At 68.3% G+C, this 17,200-nt stretch carries 16 protein-coding genes; 8 read left to right on the forward strand and 8 right to left on the reverse strand.

Annotated elements, in window-relative coordinates; translation table 11 throughout:
• Positions 1–11 precede the first annotated feature (11 nt).
• From MRS60_RS09480 to MRS60_RS09500, 5 genes are all read left to right on the forward strand, one after another.
• Complete coding sequence (locus MRS60_RS09480) at positions 12–1,133, forward strand: ABC transporter substrate-binding protein (protein ID WP_034181330.1); 1,122 nt, start codon at positions 12–14, stop codon at positions 1,131–1,133.
• A gap of 22 nt (positions 1,134–1,155) precedes the next feature.
• Positions 1,156–2,076, forward strand: a complete 921-nt coding sequence (locus MRS60_RS09485; protein WP_235212497.1) for an alpha/beta hydrolase — start codon at positions 1,156–1,158, stop codon at positions 2,074–2,076.
• Positions 2,073–3,137, forward strand: a complete 1,065-nt coding sequence (locus MRS60_RS09490) for a FecCD family ABC transporter permease (protein ID WP_243564601.1) — start codon at positions 2,073–2,075, stop codon at positions 3,135–3,137. Before MRS60_RS09485 ends, MRS60_RS09490 begins: the two co-directional genes overlap by 4 nt.
• Positions 3,130–3,939, forward strand: coding sequence for an ABC transporter ATP-binding protein (locus MRS60_RS09495; protein ID WP_034181327.1), 810 nt, complete (start codon positions 3,130–3,132; stop codon positions 3,937–3,939). Before MRS60_RS09490 ends, MRS60_RS09495 begins: the two co-directional genes overlap by 8 nt.
• 139 nt (positions 3,940–4,078) lie before the next feature.
• Positions 4,079–4,654: a polysaccharide deacetylase family protein gene (locus MRS60_RS09500; protein WP_243564602.1), complete on the forward strand. Its 576-nt coding sequence runs from the start codon at positions 4,079–4,081 to the stop codon at positions 4,652–4,654.
• A gap of 18 nt (positions 4,655–4,672) precedes the next feature.
• Here MRS60_RS09500 and MRS60_RS09505 read toward each other — a convergent pair whose 3' ends face one another.
• A complete protein-coding gene (locus MRS60_RS09505) occupies positions 4,673–5,632 on the reverse strand; it encodes a phosphotransferase (RefSeq protein ID WP_243564603.1) in 960 nt (319 codons plus the stop codon).
• 25 nt (positions 5,633–5,657) lie between these two features.
• Between MRS60_RS09505 and MRS60_RS09510 the strand changes: the two genes are divergently transcribed.
• Positions 5,658–6,347 carry a cephalosporin hydroxylase family protein gene (locus MRS60_RS09510; protein ID WP_243564604.1) on the forward strand — a complete coding sequence of 230 codons (690 nt, stop codon included), beginning with the start codon at positions 5,658–5,660 and terminating at the stop codon, positions 6,345–6,347.
• On the opposite strand, the gene MRS60_RS09515 is transcribed toward MRS60_RS09510, so the two are convergent.
• The 7 genes from MRS60_RS09515 to MRS60_RS09545 all read right to left on the reverse strand — a co-directional run bounded on the left by MRS60_RS09515 (position 6,304) and on the right by MRS60_RS09545 (position 15,504).
• Positions 6,304–7,509 carry a glycosyltransferase gene (locus MRS60_RS09515; RefSeq protein ID WP_243564605.1) on the reverse strand — a complete coding sequence of 402 codons (1,206 nt, stop codon included), beginning with the start codon at positions 7,507–7,509 and terminating at the stop codon, positions 6,304–6,306. The genes MRS60_RS09510 and MRS60_RS09515 overlap by 44 nt on opposite strands.
• A gap of 7 nt (positions 7,510–7,516) precedes the next feature.
• Positions 7,517–8,584, reverse strand: a complete 1,068-nt coding sequence (locus MRS60_RS09520; RefSeq protein WP_243564606.1) for an asparagine synthase-related protein — start codon at positions 8,582–8,584, stop codon at positions 7,517–7,519.
• The gene (locus MRS60_RS09525; RefSeq protein WP_243564607.1) at positions 8,581–9,459 is read right to left on the reverse strand and encodes a 4Fe-4S cluster-binding domain-containing protein; all 879 of its coding nucleotides are present in this window, start codon (positions 9,457–9,459) and stop codon (positions 8,581–8,583) included. The genes MRS60_RS09520 and MRS60_RS09525 overlap by 4 nt, the downstream gene beginning before the upstream one ends.
• A 1-nt stretch (position 9,460) precedes the next feature.
• Positions 9,461–10,456: a phosphotransferase enzyme family protein gene (locus MRS60_RS09530; protein WP_243564608.1), complete on the reverse strand. Its 996-nt coding sequence runs from the start codon at positions 10,454–10,456 to the stop codon at positions 9,461–9,463.
• Positions 10,457–11,206, reverse strand: coding sequence for an FkbM family methyltransferase (locus tag MRS60_RS09535; protein WP_243564609.1), 750 nt, complete (start codon positions 11,204–11,206; stop codon positions 10,457–10,459). It abuts the gene before it with no gap.
• A 251-nt stretch (positions 11,207–11,457) separates the two neighbouring features.
• Positions 11,458–13,050, reverse strand: coding sequence for an ABC-F family ATPase (locus tag MRS60_RS09540; protein WP_034181318.1), 1,593 nt, complete (start codon positions 13,048–13,050; stop codon positions 11,458–11,460).
• Between the two features lie 132 nt (positions 13,051–13,182).
• Positions 13,183–15,504, reverse strand: coding sequence for an AsmA family protein (locus tag MRS60_RS09545; RefSeq protein ID WP_243564610.1), 2,322 nt, complete (start codon positions 15,502–15,504; stop codon positions 13,183–13,185).
• A 153-nt stretch (positions 15,505–15,657) separates the two neighbouring features.
• Here MRS60_RS09545 and MRS60_RS09550 point away from each other — a divergent pair, with 153 nt between their 5' ends.
• Entirely contained in the window at positions 15,658–16,359 is a 702-nt protein-coding gene (locus MRS60_RS09550; RefSeq protein ID WP_131947561.1) for an ABC transporter ATP-binding protein, read from the forward strand.
• Positions 16,356–17,159: an ABC transporter permease gene (locus MRS60_RS09555; RefSeq protein WP_034181315.1), complete on the forward strand. Its 804-nt coding sequence runs from the start codon at positions 16,356–16,358 to the stop codon at positions 17,157–17,159. Before MRS60_RS09550 ends, MRS60_RS09555 begins: the two co-directional genes overlap by 4 nt.
• Positions 17,160–17,200 lie beyond the last annotated feature (41 nt).

Here is a 17,200-nt window from a genome sequence, read left to right on the forward strand (position 1 = left end):
AAACAAGCGGAATGTGGGCCATGTTGGGTGTATGGCTGTGCGGCTGGCTCGTGATGCATGCCGCGCAGGCGGACACGACGACCGTCACCGACCTGGCCGGGCGGCAAGTCCGGATTCCTGCGCGCGTCGAGCGCGTGCTGCTCGGCGAGGGTCGCCTGCTGCCGGCGCTGGCGGTGGTCGACGGCGACGATCCGACGCGCCGCCTCGTCGGCATGATGGGTGATTTCGAGCAGCTCGATCCCGCGAGCTACGCGCAATGGCTCGCGCGCTTCCCGCGCCTGAAGGACGTGCCGCGCATCGGACGCTCGCAGTCCGGCAGCTTCAGCGACGAGCGCGCGCTCGCGCTGCGTCCGCAGGTCGCGATCTTCGGGCTCGGCGGCGGCCACGGCCCCGGCGAGCGCGATCGCGAAACGCTCGCGCGGCTCGAGGCGGCCGGCGTCGCGATCGTGTTCGTCGACTTCCGGCACGACCCGCTCGCCAACACGCCGCGCAGCATCGCGCTGCTCGGCCAGGTGCTCGGCTCGCCGCAGCGCGCGACGGAATTCAACGCGTACTGGCAGCAGCAGCTCGATCTCGTCCGCACGCGGCTCGCGACCGCGCGCCCGGCCGCGCCGAGCGTGTTCCTCGAAAGCCGCGTCGGCCTGTCGGGCGACTGCTGCGACACGATGACCGGCATGATGGGTCACCTGCTCGACGCCGCCGGCGGCAACAACGTCGCGAAAGGCCGCGTGCCCGGCGAGCACGGCACGCTGAACCCCGAATACCTGCTGAGCCGCCAGCCCGATTTCTACATCGGCACCGCGATCGGCTCGCTCCAGACGCTGCAAAGCGCACCGCAACGCATCGCGCTCGGCGCCGGCGTGCCGCACGACGCCGCCGTCCGTTCGCTCGACCGGTCGCTGAAGCGGCCGCAGATCGCGCCACTGCGCGCGGTCCGCGAGCGGCGCGCGTATGCGATCTGGCATCACTTCTACAATTCGCCGTTCAACGTCGTCGCCGTGCAGGCGATGGCCAAGTGGCTGCATCCGGCGTTGTTCGCCGATCTCGATCCGCGCACCACGTTCGACACGATGGTGCGACGCTTCCAGCCCGTTCCGCTGCAAGGCGAATACTGGGCGCAGGAAGGGTCCTGACATGCGGATGCCCGCCTCCTCCATGCGCCGCTCCCTGCTCGTCGCCGGATTGGCCGGCCCGCTCGGCGGCCGGCTCGCGCCCGCGCGCGCCGCCGATGCGCCTGCGTGGCCCGGCCTCGACGCCGCACTGCCGGTCGTCGTGCCGAACAGCCGCCAGTTCGACGTGACGATCGCCGGCCGCACGCGGCGTCTGTTCGTCTCGCTACCGGCCGAGCGTTCAGGCTCGGCGCCCCATCCGGTGCTCACCGTGCTCGACGGCAATGCGCTGTTCCCGCTCGCGGCGCAGCTCGTCCGCAATCTCCGCGCGCGGCCCGACGGCGCGCGCGACGCCGAGGCCGTCGTGATCGGCATCGGCTATCCGGTCGACGGGCCCTACGACATGGCCGCACGCGCGGACGACTACACGCTTGCGCCGTTGCCGAACGGCCGCGGCGTCGTCGCGGACCGCTTTCTCGACTTCATCGAGCACGACGTGCAGCCGTGGCTCGCCCGCCAGTTGCCGGTCGATCCCGAGCGGCAGACGCTGTTCGGCCACTCGTACGGCGGCCTGCTGACGCTGTACGCGATGCTCACGCGCGCGCACCTGTTTCGGCGCTACGTGGCCGCGAGCCCGTCGATCTGGTGGGGCGAGCGCGCGCTGCTGCCCTATGCCGACCGGTTCGCCGCGCAAATCGCCCCGCTCGCACCACCGCTGAGCGTCCTCGTGACCGCAGGCAGCCTCGAGGAAGGCGCTCCAAACCCCGACGCCGAACGGATGCGCCGCCAGCAGGCACGCAAGCAGGTCAGTTCCGCCCGCGACTTCGTCGCGCGCGTGGGTGGCCGCCCAGGGCTCGACGCCGCGTTCCGGCTGATCGACGGCGAGGATCACGGCGGCGTCGTGCTGCCGAGCCTCGTGCTTGCGTCACGCGTGGTTGTCGAGCCCGCGTCCGGAGCGGCCGCATGAGCACGACGACACCCGTTTCGCCTCCGTCGCTGCGACTCCGCTACCGCGCGGTCGCCGCGCGGCGTATCGGTGCGCTGGCCGCACTCGCATGCGTGCTCGTCGCACTGCTCGTCGTCGACGTCTCGACCGGCCCGTCGTCGTTTCCGGTCGCCGACCTGGTCGGCGGCCTGTTCCGGCCCGACGGGCTGCCGCTCGAACAGCGCGTGATCCTGTGGGACGTGCGCCTGCCGTATGCGCTGATGGCCGTGCTCGTCGGTGCGTCGCTCGGGTTCGCCGGCGCCGAAATGCAGACCGTGCTGAACAACCCGCTCGCGAGCCCGTTCACGCTCGGCATGTCGGCCGCCGCGAGCGTCGGCGCGTCGCTCGTCGTGATTTCCGGCTGGCACCTCGTGCTGTGGAACGAGAACGTCGCGCTGTCGCTCGGCGCGTTCGTGTGCGCGAGCGTCGCGACGCTGCTGATCGTCTGGCTCGCGTGGCGCCACGGCGCGTCGACCGAAACCGTCGTGCTGTTCGGCATCGGCCTGATGTTCAGCTTCGAGGCCCTGCTGTGGCTGCTGCAGTTCATCGCCGACGCGAATGCGCTGCAGCAGATCGTGTTCTGGAGCATGGGCAGCCTGGCCCGCGCGACGTGGGGCAAGATCGCACTGCTGACCTGCGTGTTCGCCGCCTGCGCGCTGTGGGCAAGCGTCGACGTTGCGTCGTTGACGGCGCTGCGCGCCGGCGACGAGCAGGCGCGCAGCATGGGCATCGCGGTCGAGCGGCTGCGGCTCGTCGCGCTCGCGCGCATCAGCCTGCTGTCCGCGACGGCGCTGTCGTTCGTCGGCACGATCGGCTTCGTCGGCCTCGTCGGGCCGCACGTCGCGCGGCTGCTGGTCGGCGACGAGCATCGCTACTACCTGCCGGGCGCGACGCTCGCCGGCGCGATCATGCTGGCCGGCGCGTCCGTGCTCAGCAAGACGCTGATCCCCGGCGTGACACTGCCGATCGGCATCATCACCGCGCTGGTCGGCGTGCCGTTGTTCATGTTGCTCGTCAGCCGGCGCAGGAGGCTCGATGGCTGAGTCGATGCTGCATCTCGACGCGCTGTGCGTCCGCTACGGCTCCCGGGTCGTGCTCGACGGGCTGTCGCTCGCGCCGGTCGAGCCGGGCACGACGATCGGGCTGCTCGGGCCGAACGGGGTCGGCAAGTCGACGCTGCTGCGCGCGCTGGCGCGGCTCGCGTCCGCGACCGGTCGCGCGGCATTCGGCAGCCTCGACCTGCTGTGCGGGTCGCGCCGCGAACACACACGGCAGGTCGGCTATCTGCCGCAGACCTTGCCGCAACCGTCGTCGCTGCTCGTGTACGAAGCCGTGCGCAGCGCGTTGCGCGCCACCTGCGGCGGCCTGTCCGACGCGACGCGCGACCGGCGTTTGCAACAGGTGTTCACGCGGCTGCGGCTGCACCCGCTGGCGATGTCGTCGCTCGACCGGTTGTCGGGCGGCCAGCGGCAGATGGTCGGGCTCGCGCAGGTGCTCGTGCGCGACACGCCGCTGCTGCTGCTCGACGAACCGACCAGCGCGCTCGACCTGCGCTGGCAATTGCTCGCGCTGGAGGCGGTCGGCGAAGCGGCCCGCCGGCGCGGCGCGATCGTGCTGGTCGCGATGCACGACCTGAATCTCGCATCGCGCTTCTGCGACCGGCTCGTGCTGCTGAGCGCCGACGGACTCGTCGCGGACGGCGCACCGGCCGACGTGCTGACGCCGCCGAACCTGCGGCGCGCGTACCGCGTCGATGCAAGGGTCGAGCGCACGGCGTCGGGCGATTATGTCGCGCTGGCGGAGCGAGCGATTCCGGACGAGCCGGCGCTTGCTTGCGACGATTGAGCGATTCAACGCTTGAGCACGGGCGGTATCGCCCGGCCGTGTTGCGCCCGCACGCTTGCGCTCGCTGACGACGCACGACCGGTCAGCCGCCGGATTGCGCTATCGTTCCGGTTCCACTCACGCGCGCGCCCTCCCCGCGATGTCCATTCACCTCAGTTTCGACGACGGCCCCGGCCCGTTGACGCCAGCCTTGCTCGACGTCCTGCGCAACGCCTCGTGCGCAGCGACTTTCTTCCTGCTCGGCAAGAACCTCGCGGGTGCGCTCGACATCGCGGCGAGAATGGCGCGTGAAGGCCATCGGCTCGGCAACCACACCCATTCGCATGCGAGACCGGGCGCGCTGGCGGACGACGAGTTGATCGCCGAAATCGATGCGACCGACGCGCTGATTCGCGACGCGTATCGCCGGGCCGGTATGCCCGCACCGGATACGATCCCGCTGCGCCTGCCTTACGGGCTGATGCCGCAGGACAATCGCGCCGGCGTACTTGCACGCCTTCAACGCGAACACACAGGCTGGAGCGCAATCCTCGACGATTGGCTGCGCCCGGCGCCGTCGCCCGAAGCACTGTTCGACGCAATGCGCGCGCATGTCGCCGACAGCGCGGCACGGCATCGCGACGTGCTGTTCTGCATGCACGACGGATCGCGGCATGGCGAAGCGCGCCCCAACACGGTCGAAGCCGTGCGCCTGTTCCTGAATCGACAAAACTGACGCGGCGGCCGGCCAGCTTCAGGGCGCCGCGCCGTCCAGCAACTGCCGCCAGCCGCCGAGAAACCCGATGCCGGGCCCCGGCATCCACAGGCCGCGTTGCGCGGCTTCCAGATGGATCAGCGTCTGGTCCACGCAGAACAGCGACATCAACGCAGCGCGGTTCGCGCGCATCCAGTCCGGCGCAGCATCGGCCCGCGTCGCCGCGTAGGCTTGCAGGCCGGCGTCCCATCGCTGCGCATCGAAAACGAAGTGATCGTCCCTGCCCGCATCGCGCGACAGCGCGAACAGCGCAAAGGCCGCCTCGAGCCATTGCGCACCCTGCCCGACATCGTCGAAATCGAGTACGCCGCTCACCGCACGCCCCACGTACAGCAGGTTGCCCGCGTGATAGTCGCCGTGCAGCCAATGCACCGGCCCCGTCAACCAGCGTGCCGCGGCGTCGAGATGCATGCCGATTCGCCGGATCATCGTGCCGTAATCGCCGCTCAACTCGCCCGGCAACGACGGCATTGCGCGCGCCGACACGCGTGCATGGCGCGCCGACAGCCACGCCAGCGGTGCCGATTCGGTCGCCGATATCGCCGCCAGCGCCGCATGCAGATGCGCGAGCGCGCGCATCGCATCGATCGCGCCCGCTTGCGCGTCGTCGGGCAAGCCGGGGCTGCCGTCGATATGCTCGAACAGATGCAGCCAGCTTCCATCGGACACCTGCACACCGGGCTGCGCATCCACGGTCGGCCGCAGTCGCGGCAGCGCGGGCAGCATCGGCGCCGTTCGCGAACGGCCGAGATCGCCGAGTATCGACGCCTCGCGATGCACCTGTTCGACCGGCTTGCCGGACCACGACACGCGCAGCACCACGCGCTCCGAATCGCACTCGACGAGGTACGTTTTGTTAGTATGGCCCGACGACAGCGCCTGCAGGCGCGCCGGCCCGAGGTTCCAGTGCCGGCGAAGCCAGGGTTCCAGCGTTTTCACGTCACTCCTACTCGTTGCATTGACCATGTCAGAGCGTCCTTCGGCCCGCATGCGGGACATCAACATCGAATGGCTGACGCGCGCTGCCGAATTCGACCATCTGTTCCAGACGCGCTGGCTCGGCGAGCGCTTCTTCCATCTGCCCGGCGACATGCTCGCGCTCCAGGAACTGATCTGGCGCGAACGCCCCGACTGCATCGTGCAGACCGGCATCGCGGCGGGCGGCGGCGTCGTGTTCTCCGCGTCGATGCTGGAATTGAACGGCGATCGCGGCCGCGTCGTCGCGATCGAGCCGCGCCTGCGCGACGAGGTCAGGCAGCGCCTGCAATCGCACCGGCTCGCTGATCGCATGGTGCTGATCGAAGGCGAATCGTGCGCGGCCGACACGCTCGCGTCGGTGCGCGCCCAGATCGGCGACGGCGCGCGCGTGATGGCGATCCTCGATCTCACGCATACGCACGCGCACGTGCTGCGCGAACTCGAATGTTATGCATCGTTCGTGACGCCCGGCAGCTACGCGATCGTGATGGACACCATCATGGAATATCTGCCGGCATCGATGTTCGACGGCAAGCCGTACGGCAAAGGCAACAACCCGGCGACGGCCGTGCGCGAATTTCTCGCCCGCGACGACCGGTTCGAAGTCGACGCGGACATCGAGGACCGCGTGCTCATGACGCTGTCGCCAGGCGGCTTCCTGAAGCGAGTTCGCTGATCAGGCGGGCGGCCTGCGCCGAGCCGTCGCGCGCGTAGCTCGCACGGATCCGCGCCGCGTGCTCGCGCAGCGGCCCGGGACGCAACAGGCGCTCGAGCGCATCGGTAATGTCCGCGACGCCAGCCTGCTGCAGATCCAGCACGCATCCGGCGCCGGCCCGTTCGACGAAGTGCGCCGAATGAAACTGGTCGTTGCAGAACGGCGACAGCAGCATCGGCACGCCGCATGCGAGCGACTCCATCACCGAGTTCGCGCCGCCGTGGCTGACGAACGCGTGCGTGCGCCGCAGCAGCGCGAGTTGCGGCACATAACGCACCGCGACGACACGCTCGTCACCGGCCGGCAGCAGATCCGAATCGACCAGTTCGCCCACCGACAGCACCAGTTGCGCCGACGTCGCGCGCGTCGCGTCGATCACCTTCGCGAATACGTCCGGGTGGTAATAAAGCTGGCTGCCGAGCGACATGTAGACGAGCGGGCGATCCGCGTCGAGGCGTTCCCACGGGAACGGCGTCTCGTCGCCGCGCGGGCCGGACGGCAACGCGGGGCCGACCAGTTCGATACCCGGCGGCGGCGCACCGACCAGCGCATCGGTCGTGAACGCGAGCGTCAGATGCGGCGACAGGATGTCGCAACCGCGAAAGCGCGCGTCGAGACCGTAGCGCGCGAACAGGCGCGTGCGTTCCGGCGCGAGCCAGCGCACCGTGCGCAGCAGTTCCGAATCGAGATCGTCCGGCAGCACCGGATTCAGCGAATTCGACATCGAGACCCACGGCAGCCCTTCCAGCTCGGCGGCAATCGCCGCCGCATAGAGCAGCGGATCGATCACGACCACGTCGGGCCGCCATTCGCGCAGCACCGCGCGGATGCCGTCCACCTGCGCGGGCGCGAGATCGATCAGCAGCGTGCGGATCCAGTGCCGCAGCCAGTCGGCATCGCGAATGTTCGCCGCGAAGCTCGCGCCGCGCGACAGGTCGTGGCGTTCGGGTGTCTCGCGCGGCCCGACGAACGCGAAGTCGCCCGCGCCGTCGAGCTGCGCGCTGATGTCGGCCGGCGCGTAGAACGCGACGTCGCAGCCGGCGGCACGCAGATGCTGGGCCGGGCCGATGCACGGATTGACGTGCCCTTTTTCGGGCACCACGCAGAACAGGATGCGTTTCATGAGCGGCTCAGGTCGGGCGATGCGCGGCATCGAAGTGGATGTGGTCGAGATGATCGAGGATCAGCGTCAGCGTCGCCCACAGCACGCGTTCGGTATCCGCCTGCAATGTGGGCACGGCAAGACCGAGCGTGTCGGCCAGTGCATGCGTGCGGTCGCGATCGAGTAGTGCCGTGAGGTCCATCGCCGGCGCGAGCCGCCCGCGCTTGGGGCCGTGCACGAGCCGGTCCGGCAGGTTCAGGCGCGCACCGAGATCGCGCAGGCACTGCTTGTTCGGGTCGGGTTCGATGCTCGTCAGATGCGCGACGACGGCGGCGTCGACAAACGGCGGATACAGGTCGACCGACGCCGCATCGAACAACGCATGGCACAGCGGCAGATAGTTGGCCGACCGGTCGCGGCGCAGCACCTGGTCCGCACCGTCGCCGGTGATGGCCACCTCGATGCCGTCCGCGGCCATTGCCTCGGCCAGCAGCAGCTTCGCGACCGGATGCAGGTTGAACATCGGCTCCTCGACCGCATGGGTCGTTCTCGGCAGCGCGGCCACGAAATCGGCCTCGTTCGCGCGCACGATCTTCACCGTCGCCTGCATCTGCGCGGCCAGTTCGAGTGCGGCATCCCGTTCGCAATAGTCCGGCATGTCGGTCGCGAGGATGTAGGACGTCACGTGCCGCTGCGCGCCGAGTTCGCGCAGCAACGCGAGCAGCAGCGCCGAATCGAGCCCGCCGCTCAGCGCCAGCGCGACGCGCTTGCCGCTGTCGAGCGCGCGTTGCAGCGATGCGCGCAGCACGGTTTCCAGATCGCCGCGCTGCGGCCGCTCGGGCGCCGGCTGCACCGCCAGCCCTTGCGGCGAACGGATCAGCGCATGGCCGGGCGGCACTGCCAGCACGTCGCGCAGCACGGTGCGGCCGATGGGACGCTCGCCGCTCAGATAGCCGGCGATGGCGGACGTGTCCGGCGCGCCGGCCGGTTGCCCCGACGCATGCAGGACGGCCCGGATTCCGGACGCCGACACGCCGCTGCGCGGATGGTAGTGCAGACGATCGAAACCGAACAGGTCGCGCGTGCCGACGATCATGGATAACGAGCCTTCAAGGTGTCCACTTCAATGCGTTTGAGGATGCGATGCGGCGCCACCGGCGCGCTGCCGCCCTGGCAATGCAGGCACGCTTCGAGCGGCGCCTCGCGTTGCAGATAGGCGAGCATCGCGTCGAGCATGCCTGCGTCGTCGCGCAGCGGCAGGCCGTCGGATTGAAAATCCTTCTCACCCTTGTACAGCGTATGGAAATGCGCGGGACGCGTGCACGTGTAGAACATGCCGTCGCGAATCATATGGCAGCGCTCGCGGATCCAGCAATCGCGATAGAGGCGCTGCGCGTCGTCGCGGTCCGTGCCGGGCTGTGCGCGATTCATCGTCGTGAACACGTCCTGCACCTTCCAGTTCAGACGGACGTCGAAACGCGCCGCCTGGTGCTCGACGTGCGCGATCAGGTCGGGCGAAAGCGACGGCTTCGGGTAACGCGAGATCGTCAGCGCATCCACCGACTGCCAGAACGCGTCCGGCATCTCGCCGAGCTTCAGGCCGTTCGTCGTGACCGAGATCACGGGCGCGATGCCCGTGGCGCGCACGCGTTCGACGAGCTCGACGAGCGCCGGGTGCAGCAGCGGTTCGCCGCCGACCAGCTTGAACATGCGCGGGCTCAAGACCTTCGCGGCCATGCGCAGATCGGCATCGAGCGAATCGGGGCTCGCATGCCACTCGGGCAGGAGCGGCGACAGCGAGCAGCATTCCGCGCAGGTCAGGTTGCAGTGATCGACGATATGCGCTTCCAGCGAGCGCGTCCGGACGCGCCCGTCTTCGACGCGGTAATCGCGATCCAGCGGCGGCGGGAAGACATGTTGCCGTTCGCCGGATGGCAGCGGGTTCGTGGCCCGGTTCGGATTCGCATTCACTTCAGTTTCCTGCTTCCACGCATTGGGAAAAGAAATCGACGAGACGGCCGCGCGCGTCCACCATCGCGGACGCCATCGTCACCGCCCCGCTCAGGTGCGCGGCGAAACGCGCCGGATCGTCGAGCCAGCCTTGCACGACCCACAGCTTGAGCGCGTGCTGCACACACGCGGCATCGACGGCCCACGCGATGCGCGCGGGATCCACCGGCCGGACCCGCCGGTACGCGCGCACGAAGGCTTCCGCCAGGTGCGGCGCTTCCAGCGGCAGATGATTCAGGCAACGCACCAGCTCGTATTCGCGCGGCGCGCCGATCGACGCTTCCCAGTCGAGGATGAGCGGCGGCGTGCCCGCGTCCGCGAACAGGTAGTTGAACTGGTTGTAGTCGTTGTGGATCGGATGCTGCGGATCGTCGGCGGGAAACGCTTCGACGCTGCCCGGATAGAAGCGGTCGATCATGCGCAGCGCGAGTTCGACATAGCGCCGCAGGTTCGCGGCGCCGTCGTTCGAGCGAGCGCGATCCAGCGCGTCCAGCAGGCTGCGGCGCACCGCGTCGGCGTCGATCGCGGTCAGCCGCGCGCGGATCGTGTCGAGCGACGGCAGATGAAGCCGTTCGAGGCTCAAATGCAACGCCGCCAGACTCGCGCCGAGCGCATCCCATTCGGCAGGCGAAAACGTATCGTAGGTTCTGAACTGCCCCGCTTCCCAACGCGTCACCATTGCGTGCGCGCCGGTGCCCGTCCACATCGGTTCGCCGGCCGTCGTGCGTTTCAGCGTCTGCACACGGAAGCGCGCATCGCCATGCGTCTCGAAATGCGCGAGGACGGCGGCTTCCTTGGCCGCGCGCGCATGATGCTCCGGCGCATAGAGCTTGACCGCCACGCCGCCGTCGTCGGTCGGCAGGTGCCATACGCGTTCGCCGACCTGTCGCGGCGGCCCGCTCTGGCCGAACGCGTAGGCGTCGCGGATTGCGTCGAAGGTGACGGCGTGCTGGTCCATTCAGATGTGCTCTGCCGGCCCGTGCCGATACGGATGCCCGCTCAGGAACGTGTTGTGCCCGACGTAGCGCAGCTTGTACATCGCCGGCCGGAACAGCACCGACGGAGCGTTGTTCGCGATGCCGAGCAGTGGGTACAGGTCCTGCCGCACGAAGAATGCGTTGTTGCCCATGTCGTCGCAGCAGACGAGCTCATAGCCCTTCTGCCTGCCGAGATGAACGAGCGATTCGAGGCTCGCGCCGTAATAGGTCGAGCCGTCCCATTCGTGGTCCGGATTGAAGCACATGACCCAGCGTTCGGGCGGCGTGTAGTACGGGTTGTATTCGATCACGACGATGCGCGGCTGAAATGCTTGAAGGCCGCGCCAGACCCAGTAGTCGTTGCCGTCGATATCGATCGACAGCAGGTCGAAGTCGGCCGGTGTGTGCGCATCGGCGAGAAGTTGCTCCACCGTGTCGGGCTGGACGCGGCCGTGATGCAGACGCACGCGCTCCGCGCCCGCGTAGTGAGCGGCAAGCTTGCCGAACCGGTACGCGCTGCCTTCCACCAACACGCCCGCCCAATCCTGTTCGCGCAGCAGCCGCGCAGTGTTGCTGTTGCGCAGGCCGTCGCTCGCGCCGATATCGACGCAGAAGCGATTCGTAGGCGCGATCCGCTCCATCAGCCGCGCCAGAATGCTTTCCTCGGTGCCCTGCGCGTACAGGCTTGGCGCAAGGCCGGACAAGTCGAGCGGCAGAGGATGGTCCTGCATCGAGGGGCGGCTCCGGGTCGGGATGGGGAATAGGGATCAGGGATTGGTGTTCGGAGGGTAATTTACCCGAAGTCGATTGATCGGAGGAAACTGGAATGCGCTACGCAGTATGGCTTTGCCGGCGGCGGAAATGAAAAAGCCCGCATCGACAATGCTGTCGATGCGGGCCTGATGCGATTTTGGCGGTTTCCCTCCACGCACCGCGCTTCCTGCTGTCTAGCCGCGGCACATGAACGGAAGCGTCAGGACAATTACTCCTGCCCCTGGCTCGTCAGGAATTCCTCATAGTTACCACCGAAGTCGAACAGCGTACCGTCCGTACGCACTTCGATGATCCGGTTCGCCAGCCCGCTCACGAACTCGCGGTCGTGCGACACGAAAATCAGCGTGCCTTCGAACTGCTCGAGCGCGATCTGCAGCGACTCGATCGATTCCATGTCCATGTGGTTGGTCGGCTCGTCCATCAGCAGCACGTTGTGGCGGCCGAGCATCAGCTTGCCCCAGATCATGCGGCCCTTCTCGCCGCCCGACAGCACCTTCACCGACTTCTTGATGTCGTCCGACGAGAACAGCAGGCGGCCCAGCGTGCCGCGCACCATCGTTTCGTCGTCGCCGTCCTTGCGGTACTGGTCGATCCAGTCCATCAGCGTGATGTCGTTCGGGAACTCCTCGTACGTGTCCTGCGGCATGTAGCCGACATTCGCGTTCTCGGACCACTTCACCGTACCGTGCTCGAGCTCGAGCGCGCCGAGCAGCGAACGCAGCAGCGTCGTCTTGCCCGCGCCGTTCTCGCCGATGATCGCGATCCGCTCGCCCGGCTGCACCGACAGGTTGAAGTTCTGGAAGATCGTGCGCTCGTACTTCTTCGTGATCTCTTCCGCGACCACCGCGACGTTGTGCAGCTTCTTTTCGAACTCGAAGCGGATGAACGGGTTCTGGCGCGACGACGGCTTGAATTCCTCGATCTTGATCTTGTCGATCTGCTTCGCGCGGCTCGTCGCCTGGCGGGCCTTCGACTTGTTCGCCGAGAAGCGGCGCACGAAGTCCTGCAGTTCGGCCACGCGCTCCTTCGCGCGCGCGTTCGCCGCGGCCTGGCGCTCGCGCGCCTGTGCCGATGCGAGCATGTAATCGTCGTAGTTGCCCGGCCAGACCTTCAGCGTGCCGTAGTCCATGTCGGCCATGTGCGTGCACACCGAGTTCAGGAAGTGACGATCGTGCGAGATGATGATCATCGTCGAGTTGTACTCGTTGAGCGTATGCTCGAGCCAACGGATCGAGTTGATGTCGAGGTTGTTGGTCGGCTCGTCGAGCAGCAGCACGTCGGGCTTCGAGAACAGCGCCTGCGCGAGCAGCACGCGCAGCTTCCAGCCCGGCGCGACGTCGCTCATCGTGCCGTTGTGGAACTTCTCCTCGATGCCGATGCCGAGCAGCAGCGCGCCCGCGCGCGCCTCGGCGTCGTAGCCGCCGTATTCGGCGAACTTGCCCTCGAGCTCGGCCGCGTGCATGTAGTCGTCGTCGGTGGCTTCCGGGTTCGCGTAGATCGCGTCACGCTCGGTCATCGCGGCCCACATCTCGGTGTGGCCCATCATCACGACGTCGAGCACGCGCACGTCTTCGTACGCGAACTGGTCCTGGCGCAGCTTGCCGAGACGCACGTTCGGCTCCAGCGCGACGTTGCCGGCGCTCGGCTCGAGGTCGCTGCCGAGGATCTTCATGAAGGTCGACTTGCCACAGCCGTTCGCGCCGATCAGACCATAGCGGTTGCCCTCGCCGAATTTGACCGAGATATTCTCGAACAAGGGCTTCGGCCCGAATTGCATCGTGATGTTGGCAGTAGAAAGCACGGCAGGTCCCGTTAAAGGATAAATCGACGGAAAACCGTGTATTTTAGCAGGTGTCGGAGAAACTGCCGACCATGCCGTTCCGGCCCCGCCAATCCGCCCTCCGCGCCGGGCACCCGCCGGTGCCCGCCCGCCTCACTTGCCGGCCTTCGCCGCCGCCTTCTGCGCTGCCTTCTCCTTCATCTGCCCGAACAGCTGCGAGCACGGCACGTCCTTGTTGTTGCTCGGCGCGATCAGCGGAATCAGCGCCGCGAACGGGTTGATCAGGCCGAGCCCGATCATCGCGCCGGCACGCAGCGCGAGCGCACCCGCGTCGACGCCGACGTCCGGGTTCTTGAACGTGCCCTTCGCGTACAGCGGCGAGCGCAGCGAGAAGATCCGGAAGCCCTTCGTGTGCGGATGGATCTTCAGGTCGAGCGTTTCGTCGCGCAGGCTGATCGTGCCGTCGACGTTGATCAGCGCGTCGTCGGTATCGAGCGCGAACACCTTCGGGTCGAGGATCCCGTTGGTCGCGACGAAGTCGATCGCCGCGCAATTGATGTTCACGTCGCGATTGCCGAACAGCTTCTCGTAGACGACGTTCGCGACGTTCAGCCCCGCGGCTTCCATCAGCAGGCGGCTGATGCGGCCGTCGGTGACGAGCGCCTTCACTTCTCCGGTCGACGTCGCCGCGAGCGCGGCCGGCGAGTTGCCGGTCGCCGACAGCGACGCGTCGCCGTTGATCTCGCCGAGCGCCGATTGCATCACCTTCTGCGCCGGGAACAGCTGCTTGAGCTTCAGGTGCCGCGCGGCCACCGTGAAGCGGCCCTTCAGCGGCGCGCCGCTGCCGTCGAGATGCGCGGTCGTCGCGAGCGTGCCGCCCGCGACGCCGAACTGCAGCGGTTCGAGCGACAGCACGCCGTCCTGCATCACGATGTGCGTGTACAGATTGGTGATCGGCAGGTTCGCGCTCTTGATCAGCTTGCGGCCGGTGAACTTCACGTCCGCGTCGAGCGCGCGCCAGCGGTCGGTACGGAACGTCTCGACCGGCAGCACGCGGCCCGGCGGCTGGCGTGTGGTGTCGCCGCGCTTGGCCTTGCTCGCAGCCGTGTCCGCGCCGATCACCGGCGCGAGATCGGAGAACTGCAGCAGGTTCGACACGAGTTCGCCCGACAGCTTCGGCCGCGGCTCGCGCTGCTCGTACACCAGCGTGCCGCCGAGATCGCTGCCGCCGACGCGGCCGTTGAAGTTCTCGTAGCGGAACGTGCTCGCGCGCCGCTTGAAGTTGCCGATCAGCCGCCCTTCGGTCGCATAAGGCGGCGTGTCGGGCAGCGTGATGCCGGTGAGCTGGTAGAGGTGCGACATCGACGTGCCCTGCAGCCACAGGCGCAGGTCGAGCGCCGCTAGATTCCGCGGGTCGGTCAGCGTGCCGACGATCGCGAGCCGCGTGTCGCCGGCCTTCACGTCGGCCTGCAGCGGGAACGGCCGCGACGTGTCCTCGACCGCGAGCACGCCGCCGAGCTTGCCGGTGCCGCTGATCGGCACGTTCTTGTAGCGGCCGTCGACCTTCAGCCCGAACGCATAGGTCGGGCCGGACGGCTTCGCGGGTGCCGCGGTGCCGCTTGCACCGGATGCGGCGGACGCACCCGACGCGCTGGATGCACCTGATGCGGCCGCCGACGCCGACGACGACGACGCAGGCGCCGGCGCCGGCGCAACCGCAGACGCTGCCGCAACCGCCATGGACGACGACGATGCCCCCGCAGCCTGCGCCGCCGATGCACTCGACGCAGCTTCCGCATTCGCCTTCGCGCTCAGTTGCGCGGCGCCGTGCTTGCCGACACGCTGCGCGGACGCCGCACGCGACGTCTGCTCCTGCTCCTTCAGCACGTCGCCGAGCGGAATCGGCTGCCCGAGCGTATCGATCGCGACGGTCAGGTCGGCCTTCGTGATCGCGTCGCGATACGTGACGGTGCCCTTCGCGAAGCCGAAGCTGTCGAGCCGCACCTTCCACGGCGACGGCTGCGACGATTGCTTGAACTGAAAGGTCCACGTGTTGCGGCCGTCGGCGAGTCGCTCGAGGTCGACGGCGGGATTCACGACGTCGATCGACGGAATGACGATTTCATGCGCGAGCAACGGCAGGATCGCGAGATCGAAGTGCGCGGCATCGAGCGTGACGAACTTGGGCGCCTTCGCCCAGTCGGGGTTGCCGATCTCGAGCTGCGTGGCCGAAAAGCTCGGCCAGGGCACCCAGGCGCGCCAGCCGGTCTCGCCGTCGGGGCGACGCCAGCCGACCTTCAGGTCGCCGTTGATCGCGAACGGGCGGCCGAGCGCGGCACTCACCTGTTCGTTGACCCACGGCTTCGCGCGGTTCCAGTCGAATGTGAAGAGAAAGACGCCGGCCGCCGCGATGAGCACCGCGACGATACCGACGATCCATGCAGCCGATTTGCCGATGGCTCGGGTTAGCGTCATGGCGGTTCCGTTGTTGTTCTGAAATGTTGCCGCACCATGCCGGGCCGCTTGCGTGGACGAACGGCGCACGACACCCGCGGCTTTTCAAATCGGTATTATGACGCACGGCATGGCGACCTTTCGGCGCCATTAACGCTTTTTTTCATTTGTGACATGACAGCCCCCACCGGCCTCATCGACGCGCAGCGCATCACGCGACGCGACGCCAGCAGCGGCAAGACGCTGCTCGCCCCGACCGATTTCAGTCTCGCCGCGGGATCGCGCATTGCTATCACGGGACCGTCCGGGTCGGGCAAGAGCGTGCTGCTGCGCGCGCTCGCGCTGCTCGATCCGCTCGACGGCGGCCACATCCTGTGGCGCGGCCGCCGGATCCGGCGCAGCGCGATCCCGCGCTACCGGCGCAGCGTCGCGTACGTGCGCCAGCGTCCCGCGCAGATGGACGGCACCGTCGAATCGCAACTGCGCTATCCGTATTCGCTCGCAATCTATCGCGACGTCGCGTTCGATCGCGCGCGCGCCGAAGCGCTCGCCGCACGTGCCGGCCGCGGCCCCGACTTTCTCGACAAGCGCGCGAGCGAACTGTCGGGCGGCGAAGCGCAGATCGCCGCGCTGCTGCGTGTGCTGCAGCTCGACCCCGACGTGCTGCTGCTCGACGAGCCGACCTCCGCGCTCGATCCCGAATCGGCGCGCGCGATCGAAGCGCTCGTCGGTGCGTGGTTCGACGCGGCGCCCGACGCTCGCGCGTACATGTGGATCTCGCACGATCCGGCCCAGGCCGCGCGGATCGGCACGACGCGACTCGTGATGCAGGCCGGCGTGCTGCACGCTGCAAACCAGATGGAGGCTGCGCGATGAGCCCGGCACTGCAGGACCTGAGCCTCGTCGACGTCGGCATCGCCGCCGCGCTCGTCGCAATCAACGGCGCGATCTCGGCGGCGCTGTCGCTAGGCCTCGGCCGCAAGCTCGCGCTCGCGGCCGTGCGCACCGTCGTGCAGTTGCTCGCGATCGGCTATGTGCTCGGCTGGGTGTTCGGCCATCCGCACTGGTATGTCGTGCTGCCGCTCACCGCGCTGATGACGTTGATCGCCGGGTTCGCCGGCGCGGGACGCGGCAAGCGCACGTACCGCGGCCAGCGCATCGACAGCATCGCGTCGATCTGGTTCAGCAGCTGGTTCGTCGCGGCGGTCGGCCTGTTCGTCGTGATCCGCATCCATCCGTGGTACGCGCCGCAATACGCGATTCCGATCCTCGGGATGATTCTCGGCAATACGCTGACGGGCGTGTCGCTCGGCGTCGAGCGGATGATGGAAGAGCTCACCGCACGCCGCGACCGCGTCGAGACCGCGCTCGCGCTCGGCGCGACGCGCTGGGAAGCCGCGCAGGACGCCGCGCGCCAGGCCGTGCGCGCGGGCATGCTGCCGACGCTGAACCAGATGGCCGTCGTCGGCGTCGTGAGCCTGCCGGGGATGATGACGGGCCAGGTGCTGGCCGGCCAGTCGCCGCTGCAGGCCGTGCGCTACCAGATCGTGATCATGTTCCTGATCGCCGCGGCGTCCGCGCTCGGCACCGTCGGCGCGGTGCTGATGACCTACCGCCGGCTGTTCTCGGCCGATCACCGCTTTCTCGCAGCGCGGCTCGAGGAGCGCGCGCACTGACACGCGGTGGCGCCGCGCAATGCGTTCGCGCGGTGCGCGAT

It is taken from the genome of Burkholderia pyrrocinia, assembly GCF_022809715.1.
GTDB classification, from domain to species: Bacteria; Pseudomonadota; Gammaproteobacteria; order Burkholderiales; family Burkholderiaceae; genus Burkholderia; species Burkholderia pyrrocinia_C.

Coding starts and splice junctions, on each gene's coding strand:
- MRS60_RS09480 (WP_034181330.1), top strand. CDS start 12: ATGTGGGCCATGTTGGGTGTATGGCTGTGCGGCTGGCTCGTGATGCAT.
- MRS60_RS09485 (WP_235212497.1), top strand. CDS start 1,156: ATGCGCCGCTCCCTGCTCGTCGCCGGATTGGCCGGCCCGCTCGGCGGC.
- MRS60_RS09490 (WP_243564601.1), top strand. CDS start 2,073: ATGAGCACGACGACACCCGTTTCGCCTCCGTCGCTGCGACTCCGCTAC.
- MRS60_RS09495 (WP_034181327.1), top strand. CDS start 3,130: ATGGCTGAGTCGATGCTGCATCTCGACGCGCTGTGCGTCCGCTACGGC.
- MRS60_RS09500 (WP_243564602.1), top strand. CDS start 4,079: ATGTCCATTCACCTCAGTTTCGACGACGGCCCCGGCCCGTTGACGCCA.
- MRS60_RS09510 (WP_243564604.1), top strand. CDS start 5,658: ATGTCAGAGCGTCCTTCGGCCCGCATGCGGGACATCAACATCGAATGG.
- MRS60_RS09515 (WP_243564605.1), bottom strand. CDS start 7,509: ATGAAACGCATCCTGTTCTGCGTGGTGCCCGAAAAAGGGCACGTCAAT.
- MRS60_RS09520 (WP_243564606.1), bottom strand. CDS start 8,584: ATGATCGTCGGCACGCGCGACCTGTTCGGTTTCGATCGTCTGCACTAC.
- MRS60_RS09530 (WP_243564608.1), bottom strand. CDS start 10,456: ATGGACCAGCACGCCGTCACCTTCGACGCAATCCGCGACGCCTACGCG.
- MRS60_RS09535 (WP_243564609.1), bottom strand. CDS start 11,206: ATGCAGGACCATCCTCTGCCGCTCGACTTGTCCGGCCTTGCGCCAAGC.
- MRS60_RS09545 (WP_243564610.1), bottom strand. CDS start 15,504: ATGACGCTAACCCGAGCCATCGGCAAATCGGCTGCATGGATCGTCGGT.
- MRS60_RS09550 (WP_131947561.1), top strand. CDS start 15,658: ATGACAGCCCCCACCGGCCTCATCGACGCGCAGCGCATCACGCGACGC.
- MRS60_RS09555 (WP_034181315.1), top strand. CDS start 16,356: ATGAGCCCGGCACTGCAGGACCTGAGCCTCGTCGACGTCGGCATCGCC.